The organism is Nonomuraea sp. NPDC049421 (genome assembly GCF_040677005.1).
In the GTDB taxonomy this organism is placed as follows: domain Bacteria; phylum Actinomycetota; class Actinomycetes; order Streptosporangiales; family Streptosporangiaceae; genus Nonomuraea; species Nonomuraea salmonea.
In genome coordinates, this window is the sequence record NZ_JBFAQA010000032.1 from 75007 (window position 1) to 87745 (window position 12739).

15 protein-coding genes are annotated in these 12739 nt (G+C 71.7%); 7 read left to right on the top strand and 8 right to left on the bottom strand.

What is annotated here, in order from left to right; translation table 11 throughout:
* Positions 1–59 precede the first annotated feature (59 nt).
* Positions 60–533 carry a MarR family transcriptional regulator gene (locus tag AB0K18_RS40140; protein ID WP_364380797.1) on the top strand — a complete coding sequence of 158 codons (474 nt, stop codon included), beginning with the start codon at positions 60–62 and terminating at the stop codon, positions 531–533.
* Here AB0K18_RS40140 and AB0K18_RS40145 read toward each other — a convergent pair.
* Entirely contained in the window at positions 514–867 is a 354-nt protein-coding gene (locus tag AB0K18_RS40145) for a hypothetical protein (RefSeq protein ID WP_364925780.1), read from the bottom strand. The two genes, AB0K18_RS40140 and AB0K18_RS40145, sit on opposite strands and share 20 nt — an antisense overlap.
* Before the next feature lie 89 nt (positions 868–956).
* Positions 957–1550, bottom strand: coding sequence for a TetR/AcrR family transcriptional regulator (locus AB0K18_RS40150; RefSeq protein WP_364925781.1), 594 nt, complete (start codon positions 1548–1550; stop codon positions 957–959).
* A gap of 99 nt (positions 1551–1649) precedes the next feature.
* On the opposite strand from AB0K18_RS40150, the gene AB0K18_RS40155 reads away from it, so the two are divergent.
* Complete coding sequence (locus AB0K18_RS40155) at positions 1650–2399, top strand: SDR family oxidoreductase (RefSeq protein WP_364925783.1); 750 nt, start codon at positions 1650–1652, stop codon at positions 2397–2399.
* Positions 2400–2410: 11 nt separating this feature from the next.
* Here the strand turns inward: AB0K18_RS40155 and AB0K18_RS40160 are convergent, their stop codons facing one another.
* Together AB0K18_RS40160 and AB0K18_RS40165 are read right to left on the bottom strand one after the other, a co-directional pair.
* Positions 2411–3472, bottom strand: a complete 1062-nt coding sequence (locus tag AB0K18_RS40160) for a hypothetical protein (protein ID WP_364925784.1) — start codon at positions 3470–3472, stop codon at positions 2411–2413.
* Entirely contained in the window at positions 3469–4284 is an 816-nt protein-coding gene (locus tag AB0K18_RS40165) for a hypothetical protein (protein ID WP_364925785.1), read from the bottom strand. Before AB0K18_RS40165 ends, AB0K18_RS40160 begins: the two co-directional genes overlap by 4 nt.
* Positions 4285–4617: 333 nt before the next feature.
* On the opposite strand from AB0K18_RS40165, the gene msrA reads away from it, so the two are divergent.
* Entirely contained in the window at positions 4618–5124 is a 507-nt protein-coding gene (gene msrA, locus AB0K18_RS40170; RefSeq protein WP_364925787.1) for a peptide-methionine (S)-S-oxide reductase MsrA, read from the top strand.
* A 51-nt stretch (positions 5125–5175) separates the two neighbouring features.
* On the opposite strand, the gene AB0K18_RS40175 is transcribed toward msrA, so the two are convergent.
* On the bottom strand, positions 5176–5805 hold the full coding sequence (locus AB0K18_RS40175) for a TetR family transcriptional regulator (RefSeq protein WP_364925789.1): 630 nt from the start codon (positions 5803–5805) through the stop codon (positions 5176–5178).
* A gap of 193 nt (positions 5806–5998) precedes the next feature.
* On the opposite strand from AB0K18_RS40175, the gene AB0K18_RS40180 reads away from it, so the two are divergent.
* Positions 5999–6916, top strand: coding sequence for an NADP-dependent oxidoreductase (locus AB0K18_RS40180; protein WP_364925791.1), 918 nt, complete (start codon positions 5999–6001; stop codon positions 6914–6916).
* A 124-nt stretch (positions 6917–7040) separates the two neighbouring features.
* On the opposite strand, the gene AB0K18_RS40185 is transcribed toward AB0K18_RS40180, so the two are convergent.
* The gene (locus AB0K18_RS40185; RefSeq protein ID WP_364925793.1) at positions 7041–8258 is read right to left on the bottom strand and encodes an MFS transporter; all 1218 of its coding nucleotides are present in this window, start codon (positions 8256–8258) and stop codon (positions 7041–7043) included.
* A gap of 256 nt (positions 8259–8514) precedes the next feature.
* Here AB0K18_RS40185 and AB0K18_RS40190 point away from each other — a divergent pair, with 256 nt between their 5' ends.
* A complete protein-coding gene (locus tag AB0K18_RS40190; protein ID WP_345409011.1) occupies positions 8515–9141 on the top strand; it encodes an ATP-dependent Clp protease proteolytic subunit in 627 nt (208 codons plus the stop codon).
* Complete coding sequence (locus AB0K18_RS40195) at positions 9138–9728, top strand: ATP-dependent Clp protease proteolytic subunit (RefSeq protein WP_364925795.1); 591 nt, start codon at positions 9138–9140, stop codon at positions 9726–9728. The genes AB0K18_RS40190 and AB0K18_RS40195 overlap by 4 nt, the downstream gene beginning before the upstream one ends.
* Before the next feature lie 7 nt (positions 9729–9735).
* Here AB0K18_RS40195 and AB0K18_RS40200 read toward each other — a convergent pair whose 3' ends face one another.
* Positions 9736–10098 carry a helix-turn-helix transcriptional regulator gene (locus AB0K18_RS40200; protein WP_364925797.1) on the bottom strand — a complete coding sequence of 121 codons (363 nt, stop codon included), beginning with the start codon at positions 10096–10098 and terminating at the stop codon, positions 9736–9738.
* A gap of 220 nt (positions 10099–10318) precedes the next feature.
* Complete coding sequence (locus tag AB0K18_RS40205; protein ID WP_364925799.1) at positions 10319–11443, bottom strand: ROK family protein; 1125 nt, start codon at positions 11441–11443, stop codon at positions 10319–10321.
* Positions 11444–11515: 72 nt separating this feature from the next.
* Here AB0K18_RS40205 and AB0K18_RS40210 point away from each other — a divergent pair, with 72 nt between their 5' ends.
* The gene (locus tag AB0K18_RS40210; protein ID WP_364925800.1) at positions 11516–12736 is read left to right on the top strand and encodes a Gfo/Idh/MocA family oxidoreductase; all 1221 of its coding nucleotides are present in this window, start codon (positions 11516–11518) and stop codon (positions 12734–12736) included.
* Positions 12737–12739: the final 3 nt, after the last annotated feature.

Below are 12739 nucleotides of genomic sequence, written 5' to 3' on the forward strand. Positions count from 1 at the left end.
AAGGACCTTGATAACGCCGTGAAACTTACATGCCGGACAGAGCGCGATATCGTCGCCTGGTGACCGATCCGGGTACCCCCTCGGCCGCCGCGCCGGACCCGCCGCCGCCCCACGTGAGCTATCTGGTGTTCCGCTTGGAACGCCTCGTGCGCGCCTGCCTGGACGAGGCGCTGGCCCGGCACGGCGTGACGACGACCGCGTACATGGCGCTCAGCGAGCTGCGCCTGCGCGACGCCCCCTCCTCGGCCGACCTGGCCCGCATCGCCTTCGTCACCCCGCAGGCGATGAACCTGGTCATCCGCGACCTCGAACAACGCGGCCTGATCCGCCGCGACCCCCATCCCCGGGGCGGCCGCGCGTTGCGCACCCGCCTCACCCCCGAGGGTCTGCGCGTGCTGCGCCGCTGCGACCGTTCGCTGGACGCGATCGAGGCGGTCATGCTGGCCGACATCGACGACAAGGACCGGGCGACGCTCGCGGAGACGCTCACCTCGTGCGCCCGCGCCCTCCGGGTCAGGGACGGAGCACGGTGAGCCGGAAGGGGGCGGCCTTGCCGGCGGCGTGGGCCACCGCCTCCACGGCGTCGTCGAGCGGGAACGCGGTGACCTCCCACTGACGCAGGTCGAGCAGGCCGGAGCGGGCCAGGGCGACCAGCCGCAGCGGGGCGTCGCGCCGGTACATCCACTGCCCGCGCACCGTCACGTTGTTGCGCATCAGCCACCGGTACGGCAGCGCCGGCTCCGCGCCGTCCAGCATGCCGACACCGCCCATGAGCACGATCCTGCCGCCCTCGCGCACGGCCATGGCGGCGGCCCGCACGGGAGCCGGCCCCGCCGCGGGCGGCAGGATGTCGAGCACCAGGTCCACGGGGCCGGGCCTTCGACTACGCCACCTTCCAGGCCAACGAGGACCCCGGCCTCCGCCTGACCGTCTGCACCCCCCGCTGACGCAGGGGGTCAGGCGCGGAGCGCGCCGATCAGGGCGTCGGCGGCGGCGAGTGCGGCGGCCTGGTCAACCCCCGCGCGGGAGACCAGGGAGAGGCCCTGAACGGTGAAGAGCAGAAGCTGCGCCTGGGCTTCCGGGGTGGCGGCCGTGGTGACCTCGCCCTCGGCCTGCGCGCGCCGCAGCGCGCCGGCGACGATCTCGATGAACCGCGCGTGCGCGCGGGCCACGACCTCGCGGGCCTCGTCGTCCTGCGGGACGAGCTCGGCGGTGGTGTTGCCGATCATGCATCCATGTGGGGCGTCGGGGGTGTCCTCCGGCGCGCCGGCCGGGGTCACGAGCACCTCGCGCAGCGCCGGCAGCACCGGCCCCTCCTGCAGTGCCGCGATCAGCCCGCGCTCGTAGGTGTCCCAGTAGAGCCGGACCGCGGCCAGGTAGAAGCTCCGCTTGTCGCCGAAGGCGCCGTACAGGCTCCCCCGTTCGAGGGAGAGTGCCTCGACGAGGTCCTGCACGGAGGTCGCGCCGTAGCCGCGGGACCAGAAGAGCATGAGCGCGCGCTCCAGCGCCTGGCTCTGGTCGAATGCGCGGGGACGCCCGGTACGTGCCATGGCCTGAGGTTATGACTTTTTGACCGCTTGCACAAAACAGCGTACGGTGGCGCTTGGCCGACTTTTTGAACGACTGCACAGAACTATGAGGAGAGCTCCATGAGTCGTCTTGCCGGGAAGTACGCACTGATCACGGGAGGGACGAGCGGCATCGGGCTGGAGACGGCCCGCCAGTTCCTCGCCGAAGGAGCGGCCGTCGCGATCACCGGCCGATCACAGAAGCGGCTGGACGAGGCCGCCCAACAGCTGGACGGCCCGGTGCTGACCGTCGTCAGCGACGCCGGCGACGTGCCCGCCCAGGCGGCGCTCGCGGCGCGGCTGCGCGAGGAGTGGCCGCGGCTCGACATCGTGATGAGCAACGCCGCCGACGTCACCCATCTGCCGATCGAGGAGTGGACGGAAGACGCCTTCGACAGGCTCGTCGCCACCGACCTCAAGGGCCCGTTCTTCCTGATCAAGGCCCTGCTGCCGCTCCTGTCGCGGCAGGCTTCGATCATCCTGGTCGGCTCGGTCTCCGCCTTCGTCGGCCACGAGAACGCGGCCGTCTACGGCGCGGCGAAGGCGGGCCTGCTGTCCTTCGCGCGCGGGCTGACGTACGAGCTGAAGGAACGCGGCGTCCGGGTCAACGGCCTGAGCCCCGGCCCCACCCTCACGGACACCTTCGCCTCGCTCGGGCCGGAACGGCAGGCCGCCATCTACGACGAGTTCCGCCGCGTCGTCCCCCTCCACCGCATCGGCACCACCACCGAGCTGGCCAAGGCCGCCGTCTACCTCGCCTCCGACGAGTCCGCCTACACCGCCGGCACCGTCCTGCGCGTCGACGGCGGCATCGGCGAACTCGCCTACTGACCTCGTGGCGGTCAGGGCTGCGAGATGAGCTGGATGCGGACGCCGTTGTCGTACGGGAGGACGATCGTCTGGTCGCGGCCCAGTCTCCACTGCGGGTTGACCAGGAACAGCCGTCCGCCGGAGGCGAGGAGGAGGCGGAAGCCGCGGTAGCGGTGCTCGTAACCGGGTTCCTTGCCGGTCGAGCGGAGCCGGGTGTGAGTGATGCCCGCAGGCACGTCGTGCAACTCCTGCTTCACGTCGATGACCACCTCGGCGCGCTGGGACAGCTCGGCGGCGTCCTGCTCCCCGAGGCCGATCCCGTACGCCCAGGCGACCGTGGTCGAGGCCCAGAACAGGCCGGCGACGGCCAGGCCCGCCACGCTCAGCACGCCGTTCCTCGCCGGCCGGGGTGACAGGAGCGGGCGGCCGCGGTTCTTGCCGTGGACGTGGATCCCGTACGCCAGCGCGGCCGGGCCGAACGCGAGGGCCAGCGGTGTCGTGCCGATGACGACGCTCGTCTGGGAGTCCTGGAGGAACATGCCGATCAGCGCGCGGGCGACCAGCAGCACCCCGATCAGCGCGATGACGGCCGCCATGAACGTGTTGAGCGGGTCGCCCTGGCGGCGGGCCAGTCGCCTGGACACGGCGGCGTGGACGGCGATGACCAGGAGCGCGCCGAGGCACATCAGGGCCGCCGGGACGTACACGACCTCGAGGCCGTAGAGGAGAAGGCTCTGGTTGGACAGGTCCGCCATCTCCAGGGAGACGCCGAAGTAGTCGAAGCGGGCGCGGGTCGCCACATAGCCAAAGTAGATGAGCACCGCGGTGGCCAGCGTCGTGGGGCCCACGGCCTCGGCGAACTGCCGCAGCCGCGTCGAGATCGGCTCCTGCCCGCCGTCCGCCGACTGCTCGGACGCGGTCTGCGCAGACGCGGTCTGCGCGGCTGGCCGCTGAGGCGTGCTCTGCTCGGGCGCGGGCTCCCTGACCGGCTGCTCGGGCGCGGGCTCCGTCGCCCGCGCGGGTCGGCGGAGGGTCGGTTCTTCGCCTGTCGGCTGCGGTTTCCGCGCGTCCGCCTGTTCGACGTCGCTCGTCATTCTCCCTCCCGCGTCGTGGCCGTGTCCTCGCTGGGTGTGGCCTCAACCTCCGTGTCCGGGGTCTCCGTGATCTCCGGGGACGGTTCCGGGGAGGCGGTCGTGTCGGTCTCGTCCCCGATGTAGTAGTCGAACTGCGGGACGTTGTTCGCGGTCGCGCCCCTGATCTCCACCGGCCGTTGCTCTGTCGGCGGCGGGCCGGCCCAGTCCTGGACCTCGTGGCAGGGCGCGTCCTCGACGTTGACGCACCTGTACCGGAAGTGGACGACGGCCTGGATGACGTACGGGCTGTCGGACGGCTCGCCCGTGATGACCGCGCCGGCGAGGCACTGGGAGCCGGCCCGCAGCGTGACGCCCTGGCACAGCGGGTCGCCGGTGGGTTCGCAGTGGCCGGGAGCCGAGCGGGCGGTGGCCCGGCCGGGGCCCGACCGTACCTCGAAGGAGACCGACTCGATCGTCGCGACGGTCGAGGTCTTGTTGATGATGGTGACGCAACCGTCGTCACCGGTGGAGCCGTCCAGGCGCACGCCGTTCCAGCGGACGCTCCTGCGGTGGTTGCCCTGGGGCTTCTCCTGGGACTTCGGCTCGCCGGCGGATGACCGCACCTCGTCAGATGCGTCCTCATCAGGTATGTCCTCATCACGTACGTCCTGGTCGGGTACGTCCTCGTCGTCCACCGGCATGCTCACCCCGGCGCCGGCCGGCGACCCTCCAGGGTCGCCGGTGGCGACGCCGACCAGCCAGACGGCCCCGGCCGCCGCCAAGAGGCCGAGCACGCCGACCATGATGAGCACGCGCACTCGCGATGACGCCATGGCTCCCCCAATGAACGTCGCCTATTGCTCCCGATCGAAGGATCGGTCGCCGGCGCGGGGGAACGCATGAGTACCCCCTACTCAAGTGAGGCGGCCGCGTGGATGAGGCCGCCCGGGCAAGTCCTGGATCTCGGCTCGTCGACGATTTGGCCGACTGGAAACAGGACTATATAGTCCAGTTCCTAAGCGCCGTACCGGGGCAGGCTCGTCATGTGGCCGCTGCTCGCGGGCAGCGGGAATAGACCGGCGCGTCCGCTCGCTGCATGGGAACGACCGGGCCGGCCGATCAGAGACCCTGTTCTCCGGCGACACCGACGACTCTTAGGAGACGACATGACCACCGAAAAGGCGATTCTCGCCGGCGGCTGCTTCTGGGGCATGGAGGAGTTGTTCCGTCACCAGCCCGGCGTCGTGTCGACGCGCGTCGGCTACAGCGGCGGCGACGTTCCCCACGCCACCTACCGCAACCACGGCACCCACGCGGAGTCCATCGAGGTCGTCTACGACACCGACAAGACCGACTTCCGCGCGCTGCTCGAGTTCTTCTTCCAGATCCACGACCCCACGACGAAGGACCGCCAGGGCAACGACATCGGTCTCAGCTACCGTTCTGCGATCTTCTACACCAACGACGAGCAGAAGCGGATCGCCGAGGACACGATCGCCGATGTCGACGCCTCGGGCCTGTGGCCGGGCAAGGTCGTCACCGAGGTCACCCCGGCGGGCGACTTCTGGGAGGCCGAGCCGGAGCACCAGGACTACCTGCAGAAATACCCCAACGGCTACACCTGCCACTTCCCCCGTCCCGGGTGGAAGCTGCCGAAGCGGGCGTCGGCCTGACCTCATCGGTGCGCGGACCTCGCTCCGCGCACCGGAGCCCTGCCCCCGCCGTCACCCGGCGAGGAACGACTTCACGTGGTCGAGCGCCATGTCGAGGGCGACCTCCATGGGCTTGATGTCGTGGGCGGTCTCGGCCAGCAGATAGCCGCCCTGGAGGGCGGCCAGCAGACCTGTGGCGAGTTTCTCCGGGTCGGCCTCGGGCCTGAGCACGCCGCTCTCGCGCATCCGCCGCAGGCCGGCGGCCAGCAGCCCTTCCCATTCCGCGAACGAGGCGGCCAGCGTGGTGCGGGCCTGGTCGTCCTGGTCGGCCAGTTCGCTCGCCAGTGAGCCGAGCGCGCAGCCGTAGGCGCCGTTCTGCAGCGCGTTACGCTGCACCAGCGCGTTACGCCAGCGGACCAGGCCGTTGAACGACCTCAGCCGCTCCAGATTCCCGCGCTCCCGCTCCAGGACCTGCGCGGCGCGCGCCTCGACGACGGCGCGGACCAGCGCCTCCTTGTCGGGGAAGTGGTTGTAGAGCTGTGACTTGCTGGTGTTGCTCGCGGCCCTTACGTCGTCGAGCGTGGTCGCGTTGACGCCCTTCATGTACATCAGCTCGAGAGCGGCCGCCACGATGCGCGCGCGGGTCGTGGCGCCACGGGACGTAAGCCTGCGTCCCGTCGGTGCGTTCTCCGGCTTGCCCACTCGCCCAGCCTACCCCGGCTGATCCCTTTTCCATGGACCAGAGAGTCCGCCCAGCACATCCCCATCTCTACGGAACGACCCCGCAAAGGACCGCTGCATGCCATCGCCCCGGTGGTATTGTTGCGGACGAAATAGTCCAAATTGACGAGCTCGCGGTCACGGCGGCGAGCACCCGGATGCAGGGAGGCATCGCATGAAGGCGATCGTGGCGACGGACGAGGCCGCAGGGACGGCCGGAATGACTCTGACCGAGCGGCCCAAGCCCGAGCCGGGGCTGAACGACGTGCTGGTGGAGGTGCGCGCGGCGGGGTTCACCTCGGGAGAGCTGACGTGGCCCTCGACGTGGGTCGACCGGTCCGGCCATGACAGGACGCCGTCGGTCCCCGGCCACGACCTGGCCGGCGTGGTCGTGGCGCTCGGCTACGGCACCACGGGGCTGTCGGTGGGTCAGCGGGTGTTCGGCATCACCGACTGGTACCGCGACGGCGCGCTCGCCGAGTACGCGGCCGTCGAAGCGCGCAACCTCGCCCCGCTGCCGGGCGACATCGACTTCACGCTGGGCGCGAGCCTGCCGATCTCGGGCCTGACCGCGTGGCAGGGGCTGTTCGACCACGGGCGCGTCCGCGCGGGGCAGAGCGTCCTCGTCCACGGGGCGGCGGGCGCGGTCGGCTCGATGGCGGCGCAGCTCGCCCGCGAGGCCGGCGCCCACGTCATCGGCACCGGACGCGCCGGCTCCCGGCAGACGGCGCTCGACTTCGGCGCGCACGAGTTCGTCGACCTGGAGAACGACGCCCTGGAGGACGTCGGACAGGTCGACCTGGTCTTCGACGTCCTCGGCGGCGACATCGGACGGCGCTCCGCCGCCCTGGTACGCCCCGGCGGCACCCTGGTGTCCGTCACCGGCCCTGTGGCGGCCCGCCCCGCCGACGGCCTGGCGATCGACTTCGTCGTCGTGTCGGACCCTGCCCAGCTGAGCGAGCTCGCCCAGCGCGTGCGCGACGGACGGCTGCGCATGGCCATCGGCAACGTCGCCACCCTGAACGACGCCGTCGCCGCCCTCAACCCGACCGAGCGCGTCAAGGGCAAGACCATCATCAGCGTCCACCCGTGAGAACCCGGCGCCACCATCGCCTCACCCGCAGCCGGGCACCTCGCCGTGGTTCAGGGACACGAACCTCGGCCGTCCCCTCGCAATGGCCAAGCTCGCTACTGGGCACTCACCGGAGGGCCGGTCTTCATGGACTTCTTCGGGCGCGGGGGATGAGGGGCAGGGTGGCCGCCATGAGGGCTGCGGTGAGCAGCAGTGCCGGCGGGTAGCCGGTGAGCGGGGCCAGGAGGCCGACGGCGAAGGCGCCCGCGGCCATGCCGCTGTCGTAGGCGGCGTTCCACAGGGCGCTGACGGTGCTGAACTGTTCGGGGTGTACGCGGGCGTACATGATGGTCATGGTGGCGTTCTGCAGGACGCCGAATCCGGCGCCGAACACCGCCGCTCCGGCCAGGACGCTCACGCTGGAGGAGGTCAGCGACACGGCGGCCAGCCCGGAGGCGGACATCAGCAGCCCCGGCAGCAGCAGCCGCTCGTGCCCGCGGCGGTCGCCGGCGCGGCCCGCCACCCAGCGGGCGAGCGCGGCGGTGGCCGACTGGGCCAGCAGCGCGGCCGGCGCGAGCCAGATCGGTCCGCCGCGCACGGCGAGCGGCACGAAGGTGGCCAGGACGCCGGTCCCCGCCGCCGACGCGGCGAAGATCGCCGCCGGCCACATCAGGGCCGGCGTACGCAGCCCGGCCCCCACCCCTGCGGCCCGCTTAACCCCTGCGACCCGCTCAACCCCTGAGGCCCGCTCCACCCCCGCGGCCCGCTTCACCGCCGCGACCCGTTCCGCCATCGCGGGACGGCCCGGCAGGAACGGGACGGTCAGCACCGACACGATCGGGACGACGGCGGTCGCGGCGAAGACGACCCCATAACCCGCGACCTGCGCGAGCCAGCTCCCCGTGGGCAGCGCCACGAGCGCGCTGACCCCGCTGACCAGGCCCACCAGCGCCAGCCCTTCACCGCGCCGCTCGGCGGGGACCAGTTCCGCGGTGAGCGCGCCGCCCGCCACGACAGTGATCGCGAAGCCCACGCCGCGCAGGGCGCTGACGGCGATGACGACCGCGGCGTCGGAGGAGGCGAGGAGGACGAGGGTGGGCGCGCCCAGGGCGAGCAGGCCGAGGCCGAGCGCCCAGCGGTAGCCGATCCTGGCGACCAGCGCGGGCGCGGCGAGTTCGACGGCGACGGTGGTCACGAGCAGGGCGGCGTTCGCGGCGCCGGCCACGGCAGGGCCGGCGGAGCGCTCGGCGTACTCGGGGACGACGGAGAACGGCAGGAAGAACCCGATCGACGAGGCCACCACGGTGGCCATCCGCACCAGCAACGCCCCGGTGACGATCGGCGGGCGGGCGACGACGCTCATCGGCGCGGCCCCGCCTTCAGGAACGTCGACTCGCCGCGTTCGATCATGGGAACCCTCCAGTGGCCGGGGGAAGAGTGACCGGGACATCCGTAGAGACCGTCCGGCCGCCGCGAACTCACCGCGAACCCACCACGAACCCGCCGCGAACCCGCCGCGGATCCGCCACAGGCTTCCAGGCCGGCCACGCTGCTCACAGCAGATCTGCCACAGGCAGATCCAGGCGACTCCGCTCCGAAGGGCCGCACATGATGGACGCATGAGCGAAGAAGAGAAAGTTCCGCTGTTCGACCGGCGAATGCGACGTGAGCTTTACGAGCGGCGCATTCTCGTTCTCGACGGCCCGCTCGACGACGACAACGGCACTTTGCTGGCGACGCAGCTGATGGCGCTCGCCACTCAGGAGCCGTCGGCCGACATCGCCTTGTGGATTCATTCGCCGGGCGGCTCGGTGCCCGCGATGCTGGCCATTCGCGACGTCATGCGTCTCATTCCCTGCGACGTTTCGACGCTCGTGCTCGGCATCGCCTACAGCGCCGGTCAGTTCCTGCTGTCGTCGGGGACCAAGGGCAAGCGCCGCGCCCTGCCGCACTCCCGCGTCCTGATGCACCAGGGCTCGGCGGGCATCGGCGGCACCGCCGTCGACATCGAACTGCAGGCCAACGACCTGCGGCACACCCGCGACACGGTGCTCGGGCTCATCGCCGAGGACACCGGCCAGCCCGTCGAGCGCATCTTCGAGGATTCGCTGCACGACCGTTGGTACACCGCGCAGGAGGCGCGCGAATACGGGTTCATCGACGCGATCGTGCAGTCCTTTGACGAAATAGCCCCGCACGCTCGTCCGCGACCCGGATTCGGCGTGGCAGAAGGAGACGCCAAGTGAGTTCCTACACGATTCCAAATGTCATCGCGCAGAATCCCCGTGGCGAGCGGATCATGGATGTCTATTCGCATCTGCTCACCGAGCGCATCGTTTATCTCGGCACCGCGATCGACGCGGGCGTCGCCAATGCGCTCATCGCGCAGCTGATTTTCCTGGAGTCGGACAACCCCGACGGGGAGATCCAGTTCTACATCAACTGCGAGGGCGGGGATCCGAGCGCGATGCTCGCGATCTACGACACCATGCGCCACATCCGGTCGCGGGTCTCGACGACCTGCGTCGGGCAGGCCGTCGCGGTCGGCGCCGTCCTCCTCGCCGCGGGGGCCGAGGGGAAACGCGCCGCTCTCCCCCACGCCCGCGTGATCCTGCACCAGCCGGCCGCTCAGGGCCGCGGCACGATCCCCGACCTCATCCTGCAGGCCGACGAGGTCGTACGGGTGCGGGCCGACATCGAGCGCATCCTGTCACGGCACACCGGCCAGAGCATCGAGACCCTGCGCGCCGACACCGACCACGACCGCGTGTTCACCGCGGCCGCGGCCATGGAATACGGGCTCATCGACCAGATCATCGAGGAGCACCGCTAGGCCCGCGCTACGCGGCCAGGCAGACGGCGCCCTGCGACGTGCCGCGCTGAGCGGACCGCACCCGGTCGGCGACGGCGAGCGTCAGATCGACCAGGGTCACATCGAGCGCGCCGGCGACCGCCGCGATCATCTCACTCGACGGCTCCTTGACGCCTCGTTCCATCTCGGAGAGATATTGCGGCGAGACCCCGGCGCGCCCCGCCGTGTCACTCAGCTTCTCGCCCCGCTCCTGCCGCATGCTCCGCAGGCACTCGCCGAGCGCCTCCCGCCACAGCGGCTCGCGAGCAGCCGGGGCGGGCTTGAGCGCGGTGCGCTCGGCGGCGGGACGCAGCGGCGTGACGGAGGCTGACTGCTGGAAAGAGGAGGCCATAGTCCCCACGATAGGGAGACGACGAGCCGCCGTCCCGCCCGCTTCGCGCACAGCGGAACCAGCGGGTCAACGTGGAGCATGTGGCGCGGCTCCAGGTGTTCGGGCTCCAGGTGTTCGAGGAGTTCGTGCGCCGGCTCAGCGGCTCCGGCTCGCACGCGGTCGCCGTTCCTCGTGCACGCCGGGGAGACGATCGACGCTTGGCGGCCGGGGGACGAGGTGCTCATCGTGTACGACGGCGGGACGCGGTTCCTTCGTAAGGGTCCATGAGTTCCTGATCGACGTGGTCGAGCGCCATGCGTACGGCGCCGTACGCGATGCTCTCCTCGCCGAACGTGGAGGGCGCGACCTCGGGCGGGTTGAGGCACATGTCGGCCAGATGTGCGCGCATGCGTTCCAGCAGGACCTCGCCGCCGCGGGCGAGCCCGCCGCCCACGACGACCAGTTCGGGGTCCACGGCGACCACGAGCACGGACGCGCCCCGCGCGAGCCCGCGGGCGAGCCGGTCCACCAGCGCGAGCGCCTGCGCGTCGCCCGCCCGCGCCGCCGCGAAGAGCTCGTCCGCGTCCCGGCCCGTCTCGGCGAGCACGGCGGACGCGTCCTCCCAGCCGGTGAGCGGCAGTCTGCCCAGCTCGCCGGCGCTGCCGGTGCGGCCCGTGCGCAGGCGGCCGTCGAGCAGCAGCCCGTGGCCGGACCGGTAGCCGGTGAGCACGTAGACGACGTCGTCGACGTGGCGGGCGCTGCCCCGCCAGTGCTCGGCGACGGCGGCGAGGTTGGCGTCGTTCGCCGCGAAGCCGGGGCAGCCGAACCAGCGGCCGACCTGCCCGGCGAGGTCGAGCCCCGTCCAGCCGGGGATGAGGGTCGAGACCGACACCCGGCCCGGCCGGTCCACGACGCCCGAGGTGCCCGCCGTGGCCGCCCACACGTCCCCGCGCGCCAGCCCGGCGGCCTCGACGCAGGCGGTGGCGGCGCGCTCGGCCAGCGCGAGGCGTTCGGCGGCGGGCAGGTGTTCGCCGGTGTCGAGCCGGTGTTCGCCGAGCACGTCGCCGTTGAGGTCGGCCAGCATGGCGAGGATGCGGCGCGGTCCCACGTCGAGGCCGACGACGTGACCCGCCTCCGCCCTGAACGCGAAGCGCCGGGCCGGACGTCCCGTGCCGCCCTCGGCCGGCGCGACCTCCCGCGCGAGCCCGCGCGCGGTCAGGTCGGCGAGCGCCACCTCGGCGGTCTGCCGCGACAGCCCGGCGGCGCGCGCGAGCCGGGTCAGCGTCTGCGGCCCGTCCCTGCGCAGGGCGTGCAGGGTGGCGCGGGTGTTGAGCCGGCGCAGCAGCGCGGTGTCATGAGTCGTCATAAGGCCCCTTGACCATAGGACTGGCGCAACTCTAGCTTTATGTCGCGTCTTTACATAACTGGAGCTGAGAGCATGCCGCACATCGAGCTGGCCCTGGTCGGGGCGGGCGACCGGGGGACGAAGTACACGAGGTACGCGACGATGGACGGTCGTGCCAGGCTCACCGCCGTGGCGGAGCCCGATCCGCGGCGCAGGGACGCGCTGCTCGCCGAACACCCGGACGCCCTGGCGTTCGGCGACTGGCGGGAGCTCGCCGCGCGGCCCAGGATCGCGGACGCCGTGGTGATCGCGACGCTGGACGCCGACCACGTGGAGCCGGCGGTGCGCTTCGCCGAGCTGGGCTACCACGTGCTGCTGGAGAAGCCGATGGCCATCGACCTGGAGGACTGCCGGCGGATCGTCGCGGCGGCCGAGCGTTCCGGCGTGGTGTTCGCGGTCTGTCACGTGCTGCGCTACACCACCTACACACGGCAGGTGAAGGACGTGCTCGACAGCGGGCGGCTCGGGGAGATCGTCACCATCGAGCACCTGGAGCCCGTCGGCTGGTGGCACCACGCCCACTCCTACGTGCGGGGCAACTGGCGCCGTACGGACGAGGCCACGTTCATGCTGCTCGCCAAGTCGTGCCACGACCTCGACTGGCTGACGTACGTGATGGGCCGCCGCGTCACGCGGGTGTCGTCGTTCGGCGGCCTGAAGCACTTCACGGCCGAGAACCGGCCCGCGGGCGCCGCCGACCGGTGCCTCGACTGCGCCGTCGCGGCCGGCTGCCCCTATGACGCCAGGCGCATCTACCAGCCCTACGTGGGCGAGGAGCAGCGCTGGCCCCTGGCCGTCCTGACCGACGACCCGTCGGAGGCGGGCCTGCTGCGGGCACTGCGCGAGGGCCCGTACGGCAGGTGCGTGTACGCGTGCGACAACGACGTCGTGGACCACCAGGTGGTGAACCTCGACTTCGACGGCGGCGCGACGGCCTCGTTCACCATGACCGCCTTCTCACCGGCGGCCCTGCGCAAGACCCGCATCTTCGGCACGCACGGCTACCTGGAGGGCGACGGCGCCCGGCTCACCGTGACCGACTTCGTGACCGGCGAGACCGAGGTCATCGACACGAACCCGCCCGCGGACGGCCACGGCGGCGGCGACCAGGGCCTGGTCACCGCCTTCCTGGACGCCCTCGACCACGACGACCCCGCCGCGATCCTGTCGGACCCGGGGGAGAGCCTGCACAGCCACGAGATCGCCTGGGCGGCCGAGGAATCCCGCCTGACCGGCACCGTCGTCACCCTGTAGGCG